This window comes from Nitrobacter winogradskyi (genome assembly GCF_006539545.1).
Lineage (GTDB): Bacteria > Pseudomonadota > Alphaproteobacteria > Rhizobiales > Xanthobacteraceae > Nitrobacter > Nitrobacter winogradskyi_A.
On record NZ_BJNF01000026.1, the window covers coordinates 41,900 to 61,662 of the forward strand.

The window sequence follows — 19,763 nt, forward strand, 5'->3', positions numbered from 1 at the left end:
ATGAGGAAGGATTACACCGTCGGAAGCTGTGAGAAGCGCTCTCCGGGGCGGATCATTTTCAGGGCGTTCGCCGTCACTGGCTGATCTTCAATATCATCCACGCGCGCGAATTCCGGCCCGCTCCGGCATCGCGCCGTTATCTCCGCGACGGCTTCGGCCGGCCCCGCGAACAGCGCCTCGACGCTCCCGTCACGCCGGTTGCGCACCCAGCCGCCGACGCCGAGCCGGATGGCTTCGCGCATCGTCCAGTAACGGAAGCCCACGCCCTGAACACGGCCGCGGATCACGACCTGACGGACGACCTCGTGCATCCAGTGCTCCCATCGGTTGCTGCCGGGCGAAACCACGGCGCGCGAATTCGAGGCATCGAGACGCCATGAAAGCGCTCAAGCGAATTCGAGGATCAGCGCATCGACCGCCAGCGTCGCTCCGGGCACCGCCGCAATCCTCTTGACCGTTCCGTCCTGCTCGGCGCGCAGCACGTTCTGCATCTTCATCGCCTCGATGACCGCCAGCGTCTCGCCGGCCTTGACCTCCTGTCCTTCGATGACGGCGATCGAGACGACAAGGCCGGGCATCGGGCAAAGCAGCTTCTTGCCGTTGTCGATGGCCGTTGCCACCGGCATGAGCCGCGCCGCAGCCGCCTCGGTTTCGGTAAACACATAAATCGCGACATCGAAGCCCTGATGCGCGAGCCGGAATCCGTTTGTGATCGGCCTCACCTGTATTGCGATGGGGTGCCCGTCGAGCGTGCCTTGCCAGACCGGCTGGCCGGGCGCCCATCGCGAAAGTAATCGATGCGCTTCGCCGGCGCTTTCGTCCGCCTCAACAAAGCGAACCGCTATGGCGTCGTCGTCACGCCAGACTTCGAGCAGGATTTCATCGCGATCGAGCCAGACCGCGCGGCGCTTTTCCCGCGTTACCGGACGCCCGTTCATCTGGCCGGAGATCCGCCGCTTGCGCTCGCCGAGCACATGATCGATCGCAGCCGCCACCGCCGCAAGCCTGCGCGCGATCTCGCCTTCCGGCACGCGGGCGGTGAACCCGTTCGGAAACTCCTCGGCGATGAACCCGGTCGAGAGATTGCCGCCGCGCCAGCGCGGGTGATGCATCAAGGCCGACAGAAACGGAACGTTGTGCCGGATGCCGTCGATGTAGAATGCGTCGAGCGCCTCGGCCTGCGCCTCGATGGCGGCGATGCGAGACGGCCCGTGGGTTACGAGCTTGGCGATCATCGGATCATAGTGAATCGAAATCTCGCTACCTTCGTAGACGCCGGTGTCATTGCGCACGGTGACATCGTTCCGGCTCATTTCCACCGGCGGCCGATACTTGACGAGGCGTCCGATCGAGGGAAGGAAATTGCGGAACGGATCTTCGGCATAGACGCGCGACTCGATCGCCCATCCCGTCAGCGTCACGTCCTTCTGAGCGACCGACAGCTTTTCTCCCGCGGCGATGCGGATCATCTGTTCAACCAGATCGATACCGGTAACCAGTTCGGTAACCGGATGCTCGACCTGCAGGCGCGTGTTCATCTCGAGGAAGTAGAAGCTCTTGTCCTGCCCGACGACAAACTCGACCGTGCCTGCGGAGTCGTAGTTCACGGCCCTGGCCAGCGCCACGGCCTGCTCGCCCATCCTGCGCCGCGTGATCTCATCGAGCAGCGGCGACGGCGCCTCCTCGATGACTTTCTGGTTTCGCCGCTGGATCGAGCACTCACGCTCGCCGAGATGGATCACGTTGCCATGCTTGTCGCCCAGCACCTGGATTTCGATGTGCCGGGGTTCGACGATGAATTTCTCGATGAAGACGCGGTCGTCGCCGAACGAGGCTTTCGCCTCCGCTTTCGCCAGATTGTAGCCCTCCGCCACCTCGGCACTGGAATGCGCGATGCGCATGCCCTTGCCCCCGCCGCCCGCGGAGGCCTTGATCATCACCGGATAGCCGATTTCACCAGCGATCTTTACCGCGTGCTCGTCATCCTCGATCACGCCGAGGAATCCCGGCACGGTCGAAACCCCTGCGCTCGCGGCTGCCATTTTGGATTCGATCTTGTCGCCCATCGCGGCGATCGCTTGCGGATGGGGTCCGATGAAAACGATGCCGGCATCCGCCAGCGCGCGCGGAAACCTCTCGCGCTCGGACAGAAATCCGTAGCCGGGATGGACGGCTTCCGCGCCGCTCTTGCGGCAGGCTTCGACGATTTTCTCGATGACGAGATAACTCTCAGCGGCCGGCGGGGAACCGATCGGCACGGCATCGTCGGCCATCTTGACGTGAAGCGCGGCGCGATCCGCCTCGGAGTACACGGCGACGGTCTCAACGCCCATCCGGCGGGCTGATCTGATGATCCGGCAGGCGATCTCGCCGCGATTGGCGATCAGGATTCGTTTGAACATGCCTGGCGACCTGCAACCTTCGGGAGCGGTCCAATCATCAGCAGGGTATACGCGGTCCGGCCTGCGACACTATAGCGTTTCCTCGTACAGAAGAACAAAACAACAGCAAAGGCTTTTCAGCAGCATATCAGTCGCGGCCGCTCGATCCCGAACGCCCGATAAAAAACGGCGGGCAAATAACCCGCCGTTCGTCGATTTAGAGCCTTCTGCCGCCCTTACATGCCGAGATCGAGAACGCCCGGAAGGTGCGCCAGCGGCAAGGTTGCCGCGCCGATCAGGCTCGCGACCAGCGCCATCAGCTGACGATTGCTGCGGCGTTTGCCGCGCATCTGGTTCGCAATCCACTCCAGCACTTCGATATTGACGCCCACCGCCCGGGTTGGCGCCCAGCTTTCGATAGCGGTATCCGGAGCCAGAGCGATGCTGCGCGCCGGCACGGGAAGCCCCGATGCGGACGCCGCGTGGTGAACGATGGCCTTGGCGAACAGATCGTCGAACCGCCCGCCATCGCTTCGCTCGGTGGCGGCATCGTTGATCTCGAACAGCGCCTCAGCCTCTTCCCGGCTGACCGGCTGGTTGTCCACGGCAGCGGCCGTCAGAAGGCGCTCACACCACGACGTATCGGTGGAGTCGAGCGCTCTGGAGAAGTGAACGCGGCCTCCCGCGGTCGGGCCCTCCCCCGTGATGACACCGTTACGGACGGTTGCGAGGGCCGCCACCACGTCCTTCCGGCTCGCAATGGCGGATGTATCGATGGGAGCGGCGGCGGCGGACAGGTCGGAAAGCATCGGTAGGGTTCTCTCTTCTGGATCAAATGAGCAATTTCATGCGGGCGTGAATCGTTCGTTAAAAATCGGACAATCCGCTAACGTGCTTAAATTTAACGGTCAGTTTGGTTGTCGCCCCCATGGCGGCCCCGGTTCAAGACATTGGCAACAGCTTTCGGCACGCGTGGGGCGACGGCGGGGCAACATCGGGACATCTTCGATCACGATGTCGTAGGGTTAATTCGCCACATCCGGGAGGTTTCGATAGGAAGATGCTCCGCAGTGCCTCCCGGAAAAAAAGATATTGTCTTTTTCGTAACCGGTTCCGTTTCGCGAGACCCGAGCCTATAGTCCCCGCCACCAGTTAACTGTGTGACACGAGGACGTGACTTATGACTTTATCGATTGGCTCGACCGCTCCCGACTTCGAAGCTGAAAGCACCGAAGGCCCCATCAGCTTTCACAAGTGGCTGGGTGATAGCTGGGGGTTGTTCTTTTCACACCCCAAGGACTTCACGCCGGTCTGCACCACCGAGCTCGGCGCCGTCGCCCGGCTCAAGCCGGAATTCGACAAGCGGGGCGTCAAACTGATCGGCATCAGCGTCGATCCGACCGACAAGCATCACCTCTGGTCCAAGGACATCGAGGAGACGCAGGGCGTCGCGCCGAACTATCCGCTGATCGCGGATGTCGATTTCAAAGTCGCCAAGCTCTACGGCATGTTGCCGGCCAGCACGTCCGGCGACGTCAATAAGCGGACGCCCGCCGACAATCAGACCGTGCGCAACATCTTCGTGATCGGCCCCGACAAGCAGGTCAAGATCGTTCTCATTTACCCGATGAGCACCGGCCGCAACTGGCAGGAGGTGCTGCGCGTGATCGACTCCCTGCAGCTTACCGCCAAGCACGGCGTCGCGACCCCGTCGGACTGGAAGCAAGGCGACGATGTGTTCTTTTCCGCCGCGGTTCCGGAGGAAGAGGCCCGCAAGAAATTCCCCAAGGGATGGAAGTCGCCGAAGCCGTATTTCCGGATCGTCGAACAGCCGAAGTAACGCGCGCAGCTTCAACGCCTGCGCAAGTCAAAGGGACGCCGCAAGGCGTCCCTTTTTTTGACCCCGCACAAAATCCAGCCCGTGCCCGAAAGCGGCCCCCCGCCCCCCGTTGCGGCTTTGGGAGCACAACCGTATCCTGCGCGGCAACACGCGTTCCCGTGGGATGCTCTTTCAATTCCTGCCAGAGAAGAAGTCGCCATGCACGTTCGCGCCGCAGTCGCCCTCGCCGCCGGCAAGCCGCTTGAAGTCACGACCGTGGAACTCGATGGCCCGCGCGAGGGCGAGGTCATGGTCGAGATCAAGGCGACCGGCGTCTGCCACACCGACGAGTTCACCTTGTCCGGCGCGGATCCGGAAGGGTTGTTTCCGGCCATCCTCGGCCATGAGGGCGCGGGCGTGGTTGTCGATATCGGCAAGGGCGTGACCTCGGTGAAGAAAGGCGATCATGTCATTCCGCTCTACACGCCCGAATGCCGGCAATGTCCCTCCTGCCTGTCGCGCAAGACCAATCTGTGCACGGCCATTCGCGCGACCCAGGGCCAAGGGTTGATGCCGGACGGCACCTCGCGCTTCTCCTTCGACGGCAAGCCGCTCCATCACTACATGGGCACCTCGACCTTCGCCAACTACACGGTGCTGCCGGAGATCGCGGTCGCGAAGATCCGCGAAGACGCTCCGTTCGACAAGGTCTGCTACATCGGCTGCGGCGTCACCACCGGCATAGGCGCGGTGATCAACACCGCGAAGGTCGAACCCGGCGCCAAGGCGATCGTGTTCGGCCTCGGCGGCATCGGGCTGAACGTCGTGCAAGGGTTGAGGCTCGCCGGCGCCGACATGATCATCGGCGTGGACATCAACGACGATCGCAAGGCGTGGGGCGAGCGCTTCGGCATGACGCACTTCGTCAATCCCACGGATGCCGGGAAGGATCTCGTCCCTCACCTTGTCGATATGACGAAGTCCGGCGCTGATCAGATCGGCGGCGCGGATTACACGTTCGACTGCACGGGCAATGTGAAGGTGATGCGCCAGGCGCTGGAAGCCTGTCACCGTGGCTGGGGACAATCGATCGTGATCGGCGTCGCCCCCGCCGGCGCGGAGATCGCGACACGGCCGTTCCAGCTGGTCACGGGCCGCGTATGGAAAGGCACTGCGTTCGGCGGCGCGCGCGGCCGCACCGACGTGCCGAAGATCGTCGACTGGTACATGCAGGGCAAGATCCAGATCGACCCGATGATCACACACGTCATGCCGCTCGGCGACATCAACAGAGCGTTCGAGCTGATGCGCAAAGGCGAGTCGATCCGCGGCGTCGTGACGTTCTGAGGGGAGCCTTTTCGCTTCTGATGGAATCCAGAAGCGAGGCTGCTTGATCTCCAACTGACACGTTGGCTTCACGTTGCGTGGAGCGGTGCGATCTGTTCAGCCAGGCGGCGATAGAAGCCCTGCATGTCCTCGCCGGCAAGCTCCTGGCACCGGGCCAGGGCGGCTGCCGCTTCCAGCCCCTCACCTGCTTTGATCGCGGCCAGCAGCGCGCCGTGCCGCGCTCTCCATTCGGAGAACTCGGGTGATGCCGCCACTGAATCATCGCCGACGATCGCATAAATTTTGGTGGGGCGTGACTTTCCCTTCAACAGGATCTCACCTGCCTCAAGCAGCGCAATCCCTCGAACGCGTCGTGCCACGTCCTCCGAAACCAGAAGATCCACATCGAGCGTCTTGCTTGCCGATTCGATCCGTGCCGCCACGTTCACGACATCGCCCATGGCCGAGTAGTTGAATCGTCTTTGTGATCCCATGTTGCCTACGCAAGCCAGTCCGGCATTGATGCCGATTCCTATCCTGACGCGCGGGTCCGCGAAGCCGCGCGCGGAGAATTCGAAGACGTCTGCGTCGTTGAGAGCGGCGAGTGCCTCTCGCATCTTGAGCGCGGCCTGGCAGGCTCGGGTCGCATGATCGGGCACGTCGGCCGGCGCGTTCCAGAATGCCATGATCGAATCGCCGATGTACTTGTCGATCGTTCCCAGTTCATCCTGTATCGCGTCCGACAGCGGCGCCAGCAGCGTATTGATGAAATCGACAAGCTCGGTCGCGGTCAGAGCTTCAGAGATCGGCGTAAACCCGCGAACATCCATGAACATCACGGAAATATCGCGGGACGCGCCACCGAGGCGCATCCCCTGCGGCGAATTTTCAAGCTGCGTGAGCAATTCCGGCGCGAGATATTGGCCGAAAGCCTGACGTACGAATTTCTTTTCGCGGTCGGATGCAACGTGAAGCACACGCTCCACGGCGATATAGACCGTCAGCGCCGCCAGCGACGGAAAGATCGGGTCAATCAGCAGCCGAAAATGCGCGAAGGCGATCCACGATCCGGCCAACCCCGCGACAAATCCGACGACGCCGGCATAGAACGAGAACCGCGCGCCAAACATCAGCACAAGACCGGCGACCAGGGCGCCGAACAACAAGGTCAGGACGATCTCCAGTCCCTTGGCCCAGTCGGGCCGCTCGATGAAGTCCTGCGCAAGGATCTGCTCGATCACCTGCGCCTGAACTGAAACGCCCGGTACCGACCCGCCTAAAGGCGTCGTGCGTGAATCCATCAGGCCCGCAGCCGATGCGCCAACCAGAACGATCGCGCCATCGACCAGCGGCTTCACCGTCGCCTCTTTAGCGGGATCGAGAATGTCTTTCACCGACACGTAACGTTGCGGCCGGTCGCGATTGAAATAGACCCAGGACTCGCCGTTGCTCGTTAACGGCAGCTTGAACGCCCCTACCCGCATATCGATCAGCGCGGCGCTGCCGGTATCACTGTCGCCACTCGATCCGGTCCCGCGCACGATGATGCTTTTCTGGCTCTGGGCGACGCGGAGCGCCTCGATCGCAAGGCTGGGGTAGATGCTCGCCCCGTCGGAAAACAGCATGGGCACACGGCGGACGATGCCGCCGCGATCGTGCGAACTGAGATTGATGCCGCCGATACCCGCCGCCTTCTGATTCAATATCGGCAGGCTCGATACCGTGCCGCGGAACGGGGCCAGCACGTTTGCCGGATTGACGCCGACAAAGGCCACCCCGGCCCGAACCGGCGGGCGCTTGTCATTGACGGCGCCGGTAGCGGCGAAGCCGAGCACGACCCCCGTGTTCTCGATCGCATCGGCAAACGCCTGATCATGATCAGGCAGGTTCGCGAGCAGCTTCAGGGTCTGGTCGAGGTCGGGCGCGCCGGAGTCTTTCAAATCGTTGGCGAGCCGGCTCGGCGTCGTGCGATCCGGCTCGGAAAAGATGACGTCGTAGGCGACCACGCCTGCGCCGAGATCAGCAAGCCGGCGGGTCAGCGCGGCAAGACGCGTCCGTGGCCATGGCCACTGGCCATATTCTGAAATCGAGGCTTCATCGATGTCGACGATCCGCACCGGCAGATCGGTGTAGGCGCGCGGCTTGAGCCGCTGATAGGTATCGAACGTGCGTTCCTTCAACTCGGTGACGATGCGCGGATCATACGCCCGCAGCGAAGCTAGCAGCACAAGGGTCACCACCGCAGCGCCGATCGCCCGAAGATTCTTGTTGCGCGTCAGCCGGCGCAGACGCGCCCACGCCAGCACCGTCCGAACGCGCAAGGTGTTCCGCAAACGCGTCGCGGCCTTCATCGCTCCGTCGCCCATTCAGGCGCGAACAGAGAAACATGACCGCCGATGCAGCCTGAAAGGCTCGCCGGGTGGCGGCAGGCGCCTGCGGGCCTTCCGCGCAAGCCTGGATCGGCGCAATCAAGGGACGACGACAAAGGGTCTCTAGTCCGGTTCAATGTTCCGGTGATCGGCCCGGCAACCCGCAGGCACGACGACATCGCGAATGCTGCCGGCGCATTATAGCGTTTTCGTGTGAAATGAATACCGCGGCCGGATCGCTGCCGCACGGCTTTGACGCGTGACCTATCAGGCAGGCTCGCCCGCCTTCAGAACCGTGCGGTCGGCCCGATCGAGACCGAGAAGTTATCGATGGTGAAATTCGGCAGCGACGAGTCGATCTTGGTGTAAAGGATCTGGGTCCGCAGACCCACGTTTCTGTACACCTGCGCATCGAAGATCGCGCCGTAGCGTTGTTCCCAGTCGTGCCTGATTTGGAAAGGATCGACGATCGGATTGGGCGCGTCGTAATTGGCCCAGCTAAAGCCGAAGGTCGGCGCGATCACGAACTGATGCGGCGTGCCGAACAACGGCAGGGCGAACGCGTACGGAAAAGCCATGTCGATCGAATAGCGCTTGTATGAGTAGAAATCGAAGGCAGCACGGTTCTGATCAAAGGCGGCGCGTGTCGTCCAATGCACCGGTCCGAAGCGGAAATCGGAAGTCACGACCGCCGATAGCAGATCGCCGGTTTGTTGACTGGCCGTTGGAAAGTTGAACGAGTCGGAAAAATTGCGGTGCCGCTGCTCGACGAACGCCTCCAGAAAGCCGTTATCGCCGATGGTCGTGCGCGCGGAAAAGCCCGCGCCGCCCGCCGAGAAATAAGTGGCATCCCCCAGCCAGACCTGATCTCCGATGCCGTAAAGCTTGACCGATGCGTTCTGCCCGATCGCGAAACGCGGGCCGACCACGACCTCGACCAAGCCGAAATTGAACTGGTTGAGTTTGTATTGGCGCGAGTTAAGGCCGAGGAAACTCGCTTCGATGGCGTCCCCCCGCGTGCCGATCTTGTAGGCGTAATGAGCCGCGAGGGTCTGGAACATGTTCACGTCCGGACTCTTGCCGAACGAGCTGTTGAGGATTGCATCCTGACCCAAGGCGCGCACCATCAGGCTCGAGGGGCCGAGGTTGGCGTTGGTCTGATAGCGCAAGCCGGCTGTGGTGAATACGCTGAACTCATAGCGCGCGAGCCGGCGGTCGATCTCGGTCAGATAGGCACGGACCTGGGCGCGGATGTCATCGGGAGCGTCCGCCGCCTTGACCGCTTCCTGAAAATAGCTGCGCGCCAGTTCGTATGAGCCGAGCTTGAAGTACAGTACACCCAGTTCGAGTTTGACGCGCGGCAAATTCGGATTGAAGAAAAGCATCCTTTCGAGGGCGCCGATGGCGGCCTCATAGTCGCCGCGCTTGACGGCCTGCTCGGCAAACTTGAAACTCGCCTCCAGGTCGGCGGGGTTCTTGTACATCTGCTGGAACAGCGCATCGTAGTCCTGCTGAACGGCGGACGCCGCGGAGATGGGTGATGCGGAGATGGGCGATGTCGTCGACTGCGCCGCGGCTCCCGAGAAGCAAGCCGTCATCGTCAACAAAACGGACGCGACTTTCGCGGTCTGAATAAGTTTCACGCCACCACCCGGAACTTTGATGCGAGGCCTCCCTTCCATCTCCGTGGAAATATGGAGCAATTACGCACCGTTATGGCTGCCAGATTAGCGGCGGTCTGCCCGATTGGAACAACGATATTCCCGCGTCGACACGATTTCGGAGCGGAGTCACCATTTTACCACACATTGATCAAATGAAATCAACGGCTTGGTAGCACACATCGAACCGGGCGATTAACCGAACTGGTCCGGGATTATTAACAGGCGCTCTTTCCCTAGAAATGCTGCCTCCAAATCGCGTGACATCGGGACCCCGCAGTTCCTATAAGGGGAGCCTGCGCTCGTAGCTCAGCTGGATAGAGCATCGGATTTCGATTCCGAGGGTCGGGAGTTCGAATCTCTCCGAGCGCGCCATTCGCCTTGGCCGCTCTCAACGAAAAGCGGGCCCGAATTGTTCGTGAACCGGCGCGCCAACGCACCCTTCCGGAACCGGATGGAACATCCTGCACCATGAGGTATAGTTCAGGGATTCGTTCTGGAGGTTCCATGAAAAAGATCATACTTGCCACGTCGTTAATGCTGGGGGCTGCGCTGCTGTCGACCCCGTCCATGGCGGTCCCCGCCGCACCGGGCGCTATTCCGTCGCCGACGGCGATCCAGCCGGTTCAGTTCTTTTACGGCGGACGAAACTATTGTTGGTACAACATGGGATGGCGCGGCCCCGGATTCTATTGGTGCGGTTTCGCATCGCGGCGTGGCATGGGCTGGGGTGGCGGCGCAGGCTGGCGTGGTTGGGATCATAGGGGCGGCCGCCACTTTGGCGGACCTCCGCACCGTCACGGTCCTGGCATGCATCATGGTCCCGGCACCCATCGCGGTCCCGGCCCCCATAACAGTCCTGGCATGCATCGCGGTGACAGAGGTCCTATCCCGCCCGGCAGAGTTCCCGGCCGACACGGCGGAGGCCATGGCGGCCGCTACTAAGCCTGTCGTCCGTTCTGATAGTGGAGCTGCGCCCTCCGCTTTCCATAAGGACGTTACATGATGTAAGAAACGGGTCTGCGGTATCGCAGACCCGTTTTCCATCGATAAGCCCGGCGACGCCTGGAACGCCTCCGCATTGACGCGCTCGCGTCCTCTTTGACATAATGAGGCCGGGACAAGACAAAATTACCGGCTGCGAGCGGATCACCATGAAAAATGGGCTGTATTCGGTTCATGTCGCCTTGCTTGACGGGCGTCTGGGCAAGGGCAGTGGCGTGGTCATGTTCCGCGACGGCAAAATTCTCGGCGGTGATGCTTATCTGTTCTATACGGGCAGCTATTTCACCAAAGATGACGGCACTTTCAGGGGCGAGGTTCTGGTTCAGCGCCATACACCTAATCCCGATCCGAACCTGCTGTTCAGCAGCCCGGAACCCGTGGGGATCGGCGTCACCGGAACATTCACGGATACGACCGGCACGATGAACGGCACAGCGCTGGTCGGAAAGGCGAGCCAGATTTTCCGGGCCACGCTGCGCAAGCTGGCGGACACGGATTAGGGAAGCGCTATTCCGCAGCGAGTTCCATGGGTGCGACCCGAGGCAGAAGGATATCAATGCGCGTGCCCTGCCCGGAATCGGAATCAAGTTCGATACGCCCTCCCAGCCGGCTCGTGACGATATTGTAGACGATGTGCAGACCGAGGCCTGTTCCTCCTTGATCGCGCCTCGTCGTGAAGAAGGGATCGAACGCCTTGCGCCGCACATCGGGGTTCATGCCGCACCCGTCGTCGGAGAATAGAATCTGGACATTGTCCTCCCCTATTCGCCGGACGGTAATATTGACCGTGCCGCCCTTGCCGTCCGGAAAGGCGTGCGCGGCCGAGTTGAGAAACAGGTTGGTCAACACCTGGCCGTAAGGCCCCGGATAGCTGTTCATCGTGAGATCGGGTTCGCAATCGACCGTCAACGCGACATGATGCTTGCGCAGGGCGGGACGTAGACTCATCACCACCTGCTCGGTGAGTTCGCCGAGGTCGAAGGTGCGCTTGTCCGAATAGCTGCGGTCCGCGGCAACCTGCTTGAATGACTGGACCAGTTCGGCAGCGCGATTGAGATTGGCGACGAGTTGAGAGGCAGCATCGCGATTGGCCGCGATGAAATCGTTGAGGCTTGAGCGCCGCAACTGCCCACGCTCAACCTCCGCGGCGAACAGGGCGATCTTGCGCTCCAGCGAAGAAGCCACGGTCAGGCTGATGCCGACCGGATTGTTAACCTCATGGGCGACGCCCGCAACAAGACGCCCCAGCGCCGCCAGTTTTTCTGCCTCGATCAGCGAATTCTGGGTTGCGCGCAGATTACTGAGCGCCGCCTCGGCAGCGTCCTTGGCGCGCCGCATTTCCTGCTCGCTCCGCTTGCGGTCGCCGATATCGAGCGCGACCGTGACGATATTCTCCACACGGCCATCGGCGTCGCGGATCGGCAGCTTGTTGACCAGCCATTGCCGCGTTTCGCCTGACGCATCCTGATATTCCTCTTCGTAGAAACCGAGCTCCTTACCGCTCTCAAGAACCCGCCTGTCGGTCTCACCGGTCTTTACGGCATCGTCACGCGACATGACTTCGCCCGCCGTCCGTCCTATCGCATCCGCGGGTTCTATCCCGAAGATGCCGGCCATGTAGCGATTCATCAGGACGTAACGCGTCTCCGCATTCTTGACGTTGATCACCGCTGGCACGGTGTCGATCACCAGTTGCAGCAGACGCCGGCCCTCCGCGATCGTCTCCTCGGCTCTCCGCTGATCAGTGATGTCGCGAACCACGCCTTCATAACGGACAATGCGGCCCCCTTCATCGCGGATCGCAGTCGCGCTATCGGAAAGCCAGAGGATGCCGCCATCGCACTGACGCACCTGATACTCGAACCCACGAACGGTCCCATCGCGCTCCATTCGTAGCTGGTATTTGACACGCGCTTCGGCATCGACGTAAACCGTCTGCGCACTGTTACCAATGCCGCGGATGAGATCATCGGGCGTTTCATACCCCATGATTCGCGCCAGCGCCGGATTGGCATCGAGGAGTTGACCGGCCGGCGTCGTGACATAGATTCCGTCGACCGAGCCTTCGAATAGCTTGCGATAGCTCTCCTCGGCAAGACGTTGCTCGGCCAGCGCTCGAACGGCAGCTTCTCGCGCGGAGTCCGCTTCAGCGAGCGTTCGGCGAAATACCTCTGCAGCCCGTGCGATATCCCCGATCTCGTTTTTGACGTCGGTTGATGGAATCGATGTTTCCTTTTGACCACCAGCCAGTTTCCGGATGGCCCTTGCGATTGCCCTCAGGGGCCGAACCGTTCGGCTAACCACGAACGCCGCAGCAAGCCAGCCAATCACTATTCCCACGCTGCCGAGGACGAGGCTCTGCCATTTTGTTTCGGCAAGCGTCCGGGCAAAATCGCGCGACAGCACCTTCTCACGTTCCGCGCTGAGCTCCCGCAATAATTCCGTTACTCGCCCGATCAGCCGCCCCTCCGCGCCCAGCACATCCCTATCGAGATCTGCTATTTTCCGCTCCCGCAAGGATATCGCGATCACGGCATCCGCGTACGCCTCAACGGCTGCACGCACCTTGGGCTCACCGACATGAATGGCGCGCATCTTTTCAGCCGCCTGCTCTGCGGTCGTTGGATCATGCCCAAGCAGCGCGGCGGCGACATCGCTTTGCGCACGAAACAGTGTTCTTGATGTAGATTGATCCGCGGACTGCTCGATGACGAGTTCGAGTTTTTCACGAAGCGGTGGCAGCTTTTCGACCAGCTTCGCGCGGTCTGCAATCAGGCTCGTCGCCTGCTCTATACCTTTACGATAGTTCTCCAGCCGCGGTGCGACGCCATCGATCATCTCCTGCTGTTCCGGAGCGAGCTTGATGCGCGTCATTTTAAGCAGTTCGTTAAACGATGACGTGGCGCTCCACACCCGGCTGGACTGCGCATTTGGATCGGTGACGTAATCACGCGCCGCCAGCCGCAAATCGTTCATGCGGCGATCGAGTTCTTCGGCGAGATCGCCGACGCTGTCCAGTCGCTGCAATTCAGCAAAGGTGTTGTCGAGATGACGCGTCGCGAGGACACTGGCCACGCTGGTTATCGCGATAATCGTCAGCACCAGAAAGAATCCGCCAAAGGTAATCTGGCCGATCGACAGAGAAGATGATTTCATCCGCTGAAAGAATGCTCCGAACCCAGATGGCATGGCGTTTTGGACCGGCTCCCGACGGTCTTATATAGGCCGGATTGCCGCTTCGGGGAACAGGAAGACCAGATTAGCGGGCGCCTATTCCGCCGCCATCTGCCGCGGCACCACCGGGGGTGGATTCGCCAGGTCGCGCAGCAATTCCGCATGACGGGCCCTGGTGTCGGCCACCGCCTTTTCCTTCACCGGACCATAACCCCGGATGCGGTCAGGCAGCGACAGCAGTTCGATCGCGGCTTCGACATTGGCCGGCGAAAGCCTGTCGAGCACCGCGGCCACATCGGTTTCGTATTCCGCGATCAGACTGCGTTCCAGCCGGCGCTCCGTGCTGTATCCGAAAACGTCGAAGGCGGTGCCGCGCAAGCCTTTCATTTTCGCCAGCAAGCGAAATACCGGCATCATCAGCGACTTGCCATAGGACCTCTTGGCAGGCCGACCGAGCGCGTCTTTCCTGCCGTCGAACAACGGCGGGGCGAGATGGAAGCGGATCCTGTAGTCGCCTTCGAACTGATCGCTGACCTGCTTCCTGAAGCGGCCATCCGTATAGAGTCGAGCGACCTCGTACTCGTCCTTGTAGGCGAGCAATTTGGCGTAGTTGATCGCAACCACGCGCGGCAAGGCATCGCCGTAGCCACCCTCGTTTGCCGCCTGCCGGACCCGGCTTACCGTCGCCCGGTATTTATCCGCAAGCCTCGCGTTCTGATAGTCCGCAAGGTGCGCCGCGCGATGCACAACGATTTCGTCCAGCGACATATCTCCCAGCACCTTCGGCGGGGCCGCCTCACCGGTTCCTTTCATCATCGCGGCAAGGCGAGCAGGATCCACCACTGCGAGCCGCCCAAGCCGAAAGGCTTCGACATTCATTTTCACGGCAACGCCGTTCATCTCGATCGCCTGCTCTATCGCCTCCGAGGTCAGCGGCAGCAAACCCTTCTGATAGGCGTATCCCATCATCATCATATTGGCGGCGATGGAATCTCCGAGCAGTGTCTCCGCCGGCCTTGTAAAATTGAAGAAGGTGGAATCCTTGCGGAGCGCGGTTTCGAGGACGCGGCCGACCTTGCCGCTCTGGAAATTGAAGTCGCGATCGAGAACGAAGCCGGCGGTCGGAATAAGGTGAGTATTGATAAGACCGTAAGTGCGGCTCGACTCGCAGAGCGTGATCGTTTCCTTGGCTGCCGCGACTACTTCGTCAGCGGCAATGACGAGATCGGCCGTGCCGGTGACGATGCGCGAGCACGTTACCTCAGCGGGGTTTTGTGACAGCCGGACGTGGCTCAGGACCGCGCCACCCTTCTGGGCGAGGCCGGACATGTCGAGGATCATGCTGGCCTTCCCCTCGATATGCGCCGCCATGCCGAGCAACGCGCCGATGGTCAGCACGCCGGTGCCGCCTACCCCTCCGACTCCAATATTGTAAGGCCGGTGCAGCGAAGGCCGCGAAGCCGGATCGGGCAGGTCGCCGATCTCGCCGAGGTCCGCCGGCGCGCGCTTTCGCAGGCGTCCGCCGTCGATCGTGACGAACGAAGGGCAGAACCCCTTGAGACACGAATAATCCTTGTTGCAGGATGACTGGTTGATGGTGCGCTTGCGCCCCATCTCGGTCTCCAGCGGCTCCACCGAAATGCAGTTCGATTGCACCGAACAGTCGCCGCATCCTTCACAGACTTGCGGGTTGATCAACACGCGACGCTGTGGATCTTCCATGAGGCCACGCTTGCGCCGCCGCCGCTTCTCGGCGGCGCACGTCTGCACAAATACGATTGCCGACGTTCCCTTGGTCTCGCGGCAGGTTTTCATGACCGCATCGAGGTCATCGCGATGCGCGGTCCGCGTGCCCGGCGCGATGTCTGACGCCGGATAGATGTCCGGGTTCTCCGAAACCAGATAAATGTCGCGGATGCCTTCGGCATGAAGTTGAAAAGTGATCCGCTGTGGCGATAGCTCGCCGTCGAAATGCTGGCCGCCGGTCATGGCAACGGCGTCGTTGTACAGGATCTTGTAGGTAATGTTTGCTCCGGACGCGACAGCCTGACGGATCGCCAGACTCCCGGAATGGAAATAGGTGCCGTCGCCAAGATTGGCGAAGATATGCTTCTCATTGGTGAATGGCGCGATACCGACCCAGGGCGCGCCCTCGCCGCCCATGTGGGTATAAGTTTCGGTGTTGCGATCCATCCACAGCGCCATGAAGTGGCAGCCGATGCCGGCCATGGCGCGGCTGCCGTCGGGCACTTTGGTCGACGTGTTGTGAGGACACCCCGAGCAGAAATACGGCACGCGCATGACGGGAGTCGCTGGCTGCATTTGCGACGCCTGACGGCCGTTGAACCAGTCGGCCTTGGCGCGAAGCATGTCGGCGATTTCGGGATTGAGGTTCAGGCGCAGCAGCCGCTCAGTCAGGTATGACGCCAGGGAGGCGACACCCAGTTCCTGCGCGAACGGCAGGAAGCGCTTGTCGTGGTCGTCCATCTTGCCGATGATGCGTGGCCGCACGTCGTCGCGCCAGTTGAACAGCTCCCGCTTGATCTGGTTCTCGACGATCTCGCGTCGTTCCTCGACAATGAAAATCTCCTCTAGGCCGACGGCGAATTCGCGGATGCTCTGCGGCTCCAGCGGCCATGGCATTCCGATCTTCAAAAGCCGCAGACCAATTTTTGCGGCGACCTGCTCGGTAATGCCCAGTTCGCGCAACGCCTGACGGATGTCCTCGTAACTCTTTCCCGAAGCCACGATGCCGAACCGCGCATTCGGGGAATCCATGGTCACGCGATTGATGTTGTTGGCGCGCGCGAAGGCGACGGCGGCAAAACCCTTGTGATCCTGCAAGCGCAGGTCCTGATCGTAACGGTCGTCGGGCCAGCGCAGGTTCAGCCCACCCGGCGGCATTTCGAAATCGGCGGGAATGACGAACGGCTTCATCTCATCGGTCAGATCGATCTCGGCCGTCGTTTCCACCGTCTCGGTGATGACCTTCATTCCAACCCAGCAGCCGGAATAGCGCGACATCGCGATGCCGAGCAGTCCCATCTCGATCATTTCGTGAATGCTGGACGGATAGAGATAGGGCATCAGCGCCGCGATGAACGCATGGTCGGACTGATGCGGCACGGTCGAGGATTTGGCGCCATGATCATCTCCCGCCAGACACAGCACGCCGCCGTTCCTTGCCGAACCCGCGGCATTGCCGTGGCGGAATACGTCGCCGCAGCGATCGACGCCTGGGCCCTTGCCGTACCAGATCCCGACGACGCCATCATAGCGCGCCCCCGGCGACAGATTGACCTGTTGCGACCCCCAGACCGCTGTCGCCGCAAGATCCTCATTCACGCCCGGCTGGAACTTGATGCCGTGCCGGTCCAGATGATGACGGGCGGCAAAAAGCTGCTGATCGTAGCCGCCGAGAGGAGAACCGCGGTAACCGGAAATGAAGCCCGCGGTGTTGAGGCCGGCGGCGCGGTCGCGGCGCATCTGCGCCATCGGCAACCTGACCAGCGCCTGAAGGCCGGTCATGAAGACGTGCCCTGATCCCTGGGTGTATTTCTGATCGAGGCTTATCGGACCCTGATTGATACCCATTGCGCCGCCCTCTTCGTGCCTGGCCGCCCCCTTAGAGCTAGTGATGCGACTGCTCCAGAACCAGTCTTGTCGCTTCAAGAAGCGAACACTCGGGCAAACCCGGTGAGATAAAACCAAGCATCAAAAGATCGTAATTTCGTTACGAAAAGTCCGGACGCGGTTTCAGCTTATGTCTTTGCACCGCGCGCTCGCGCAAGGACATGTCACTCGGGACGCGAGGCCCATTAAAACCCGCGCCCGGTGATCATCGATCCTCTCCGTCTGGCAAGGCAGGGGATGACGAATTGAGCAGCCGGCAACGCCACACGTCTCCTTAACCATGTCGTCAATGAACGATCGGTAGGCGGCTCCATGCGTGTCGCTACGCGCTTCTTCAATGATGATGCTGTCAGATTCTGGACAGAGTTATCGCCGACCTTCCGGGTGCGAATCACGACTGCCGCGTTGCCGCGGCCGAACCAGAGGACGATTTGATGAAATCAGTATTTGCAGCAACCTTTCTCGTTGCCACCGTCGCAACCTTCGGCATGGCGGACGCCATGCCGTTGGCTCCGCCAGCATCGAGCGTGAATGCTGACCTCATTCAAGTCGCGCACAGCTGCGGTCGTGGCTTTCATCGCGGCCCGCGCGGCGTCTGCATCGCCAACCGGCGCGGCCCGGCAGTCGATCGCCGGCAGCATCGCCGCTGCCGTTACTGGGGTCCGGGACGCCGCGTCTGCCGCACCTGGTGGTAAGAAGCGGTTCAGCGCGACGCTTAAGAAAAAACCCGCGGCTCCAGGCCGCGGGTTTTGTCTTGTTGAATCGCTTCGCGCGCCTCGGAGCATGATCCGATCAAGTTGAACCGGACTATGCGCGTCAGTAAGCCCTGCATACCAGCCCGGCCGCCGACAACGTGCTTTGCCGAGATACTTTGTACCGCAAGGAGCCGGACCGCGAAGCGAATGGGAGCACTTGCTTTCGAGCCGGTCACTACGAAGTACTGCTGTCCGGCATTCATCCCCCGGCCTGTGCTGGCGTCAAGGCTCACTGGACCCGCTAATTTGCGGGCCTCGCACCCTGTCGAAAAACAGGCGGGGTGGTACAAAGGAACCGCTCTGGCCGCCTATCAGCCATGTGCGTGGAGGAAAGCGACATGCTTCAGCGGTTCCGTTAAGGCGGTCTTCAATTAGTGTGGCCGATAAAACCCTTAACAGGTGTCCCATGGACAAGCCCCGCCACAGGTATTCTCGGGTACCGGTTCTTGATCTGCTGCGTCTTGCAGCCGTGGCGGCCGTTGTCCTTTACCACTATGGCTTCTGGGGGCCCACCTCAACGAGTGGCATCTCGCTGGTGGCCTTGCCTGCATTAGCGCCGGTAGGACAATACGGATTTCTCGGCGTATCGGTTTTCTTTGCCATCAGTGGCTTCGTCATTGCGTACTCGGCGGAGGGGCGGTCCTGGATTGGCTTCACCATTGCGCGTTTCAGTCGCATCTATCCGACATTCGTTCTCTGCATGACGTTGACGTTTACGGTCATGCTGGTGGCTGGCGCCGGGCATCTTACGCGCTCGCAGTGGTTCGCCAACCTGATCATCGCCGCGCCATTGGTCGGTCAGCCCTATGTCGACACCGTCTACTGGTCCCTGGTGATCGAGGTTGTGTTTTATGGATGGATCGCGCTGTTCATGATGTTGGGTTGGTTTCCTCGCCACATTGATGCGCTCATCCTTGTCTGGCTCGCAATCACGTTTGCGAACGAACTGACGATCGATGCCCCGATCTTCGAGAAGGTTTTCATAGCCGACGATAGCGGCTTCTTCGCGGTCGGCCTGCTGATCTACCAGCACTACCGTGGACGTCGCGGAGCGCGATTCTGGAGCCTGTTCGCCCTCGCGATGGGGACGGCGATCTTTCAGGCAACGCACAAGCTGGAGCGGCTCGGTGCGCATCCGGACAGTACGTTCGATCCGAGGGTCGTAGCGGTCATCTGCGTCGTAGGTCTGTTGGGCGTGTTCCTGGCAACGCGCATCAAGCGTATCCCGCTCCCTGCCACGTTTGTACTCGCCGCTGGTGGAATGACCTATCCGCTGTACCTGTTGCACATGGAATTGGGTTACTTATTTTTTTCGGCGACGAAACCGCATGATCATGCCGCGATGGCCGTCACAATGATCATCGCAGGCATCGCAGTTCTTGCGTGGGTCATCTGGCGATTTGTGGAGCCGTGGATGCACCGACTTGTCAAATCCAAGTTGACCCAGCTCGCCTCCCGTTTCGGCTGGTCTTCAACAAGTCATCGACTCATTAAAACGCAACCAGATTCAGATTGATACGAGCTTGATGGTGGCGAGGAAGTTATCGTCGCGTTTGTCGTAGCGGGTGACGACCGTGCGATAGTGCTTGATTTTTATTGAAGAACCTCTCGACCAGATTGCGCTTGCGATAGAGCCGTCC

13 protein-coding genes, 1 tRNA gene and 1 pseudogene are annotated in these 19,763 nt (G+C 61.1%); 7 read left to right on the forward strand and 8 right to left on the reverse strand.

The features are described from left to right. Positions 1 to 11: 11 nt before the first annotated feature. The 3 genes from NWI01_RS05545 to NWI01_RS05555 all read right to left on the reverse strand — a co-directional run bounded on the left by NWI01_RS05545 (position 12) and on the right by NWI01_RS05555 (position 3,190). Positions 12 to 311 (reverse strand): acylphosphatase, encoded by a 300-nt coding sequence (locus tag NWI01_RS05545; RefSeq protein WP_141382930.1) that lies wholly within the window; start codon positions 309 to 311, stop codon positions 12 to 14. A 75-nt stretch (positions 312 to 386) separates the two neighbouring features. After that, on the reverse strand, positions 387 to 2,402 hold the full coding sequence (locus NWI01_RS05550) for an acetyl-CoA carboxylase biotin carboxylase subunit (RefSeq protein ID WP_141382931.1): 2,016 nt from the start codon (positions 2,400 to 2,402) through the stop codon (positions 387 to 389). A 215-nt stretch (positions 2,403 to 2,617) separates the two neighbouring features. Further along, on the reverse strand, positions 2,618 to 3,190 hold the full coding sequence (locus tag NWI01_RS05555) for a hypothetical protein (RefSeq protein WP_141382932.1): 573 nt from the start codon (positions 3,188 to 3,190) through the stop codon (positions 2,618 to 2,620). 371 nt (positions 3,191 to 3,561) lie between these two features. Here NWI01_RS05555 and NWI01_RS05560 point away from each other — a divergent pair, with 371 nt between their 5' ends. Both NWI01_RS05560 and NWI01_RS05565 read left to right on the forward strand, forming a co-directional pair. Continuing rightward, the gene (locus NWI01_RS05560; protein ID WP_141382933.1) at positions 3,562 to 4,221 is read left to right on the forward strand and encodes a peroxiredoxin; all 660 of its coding nucleotides are present in this window, start codon (positions 3,562 to 3,564) and stop codon (positions 4,219 to 4,221) included. A 198-nt stretch (positions 4,222 to 4,419) separates the two neighbouring features. Then, positions 4,420 to 5,547 (forward strand): S-(hydroxymethyl)glutathione dehydrogenase/class III alcohol dehydrogenase, encoded by a 1,128-nt coding sequence (locus NWI01_RS05565; RefSeq protein WP_141382934.1) that lies wholly within the window; start codon positions 4,420 to 4,422, stop codon positions 5,545 to 5,547. Between the two features lie 68 nt (positions 5,548 to 5,615). Here NWI01_RS05565 and NWI01_RS05570 read toward each other — a convergent pair whose 3' ends face one another. Beyond that, positions 5,616 to 7,877 (reverse strand): CHASE2 domain-containing protein, encoded by a 2,262-nt coding sequence (locus NWI01_RS05570; RefSeq protein WP_141382935.1) that lies wholly within the window; start codon positions 7,875 to 7,877, stop codon positions 5,616 to 5,618. Positions 7,878 to 8,182: 305 nt separating this feature from the next. After that, positions 8,183 to 9,538, reverse strand: a complete 1,356-nt coding sequence (locus NWI01_RS05575) for a tetratricopeptide repeat protein (RefSeq protein ID WP_141382936.1) — start codon at positions 9,536 to 9,538, stop codon at positions 8,183 to 8,185. 316 nt (positions 9,539 to 9,854) lie between these two features. On the opposite strand from NWI01_RS05575, the gene NWI01_RS05580 reads away from it, so the two are divergent. The 3 genes from NWI01_RS05580 to NWI01_RS05590 all read left to right on the forward strand — a co-directional run bounded on the left by NWI01_RS05580 (position 9,855) and on the right by NWI01_RS05590 (position 11,061). Next, positions 9,855 to 9,931 (forward strand) — tRNA-Arg (locus tag NWI01_RS05580). 132 nt (positions 9,932 to 10,063) lie between these two features. After that, positions 10,064 to 10,501, forward strand: a complete 438-nt coding sequence (locus tag NWI01_RS05585) for a hypothetical protein (RefSeq protein WP_244613656.1) — start codon at positions 10,064 to 10,066, stop codon at positions 10,499 to 10,501. Between the two features lie 209 nt (positions 10,502 to 10,710). Further along, positions 10,711 to 11,061 (forward strand): GrlR family regulatory protein, encoded by a 351-nt coding sequence (locus NWI01_RS05590; protein ID WP_041345559.1) that lies wholly within the window; start codon positions 10,711 to 10,713, stop codon positions 11,059 to 11,061. A 7-nt stretch (positions 11,062 to 11,068) separates the two neighbouring features. Here NWI01_RS05590 and NWI01_RS05595 read toward each other — a convergent pair whose 3' ends face one another. Both NWI01_RS05595 and NWI01_RS05600 read right to left on the reverse strand, forming a co-directional pair. Next, positions 11,069 to 13,750, reverse strand: a complete 2,682-nt coding sequence (locus NWI01_RS05595; protein ID WP_141382937.1) for a PAS domain S-box protein — start codon at positions 13,748 to 13,750, stop codon at positions 11,069 to 11,071. Between the two features lie 81 nt (positions 13,751 to 13,831). After that, the gene (locus NWI01_RS05600) at positions 13,832 to 17,329 is read right to left on the reverse strand and encodes an indolepyruvate ferredoxin oxidoreductase family protein (protein WP_141382938.1); all 3,498 of its coding nucleotides are present in this window, start codon (positions 17,327 to 17,329) and stop codon (positions 13,832 to 13,834) included. 473 nt (positions 17,330 to 17,802) lie between these two features. On the opposite strand from NWI01_RS05600, the gene NWI01_RS05605 reads away from it, so the two are divergent. Both NWI01_RS05605 and NWI01_RS05610 read left to right on the forward strand, forming a co-directional pair. After that, positions 17,803 to 18,063, forward strand: a complete 261-nt coding sequence (locus NWI01_RS05605; protein ID WP_141382939.1) for a GCG_CRPN prefix-to-repeats domain-containing protein — start codon at positions 17,803 to 17,805, stop codon at positions 18,061 to 18,063. A gap of 466 nt (positions 18,064 to 18,529) precedes the next feature. Beyond that, positions 18,530 to 19,639 (forward strand): acyltransferase family protein, encoded by a 1,110-nt coding sequence (locus NWI01_RS05610; protein ID WP_141382940.1) that lies wholly within the window; start codon positions 18,530 to 18,532, stop codon positions 19,637 to 19,639. Here NWI01_RS05610 and NWI01_RS19530 read toward each other — a convergent pair. Continuing rightward, positions 19,631 to 19,763, reverse strand: a pseudogene (locus NWI01_RS19530) (IS5/IS1182 family transposase); the annotation flags it as partial. The gene NWI01_RS05610 and the pseudogene NWI01_RS19530 sit on opposite strands and share 9 nt — an antisense overlap.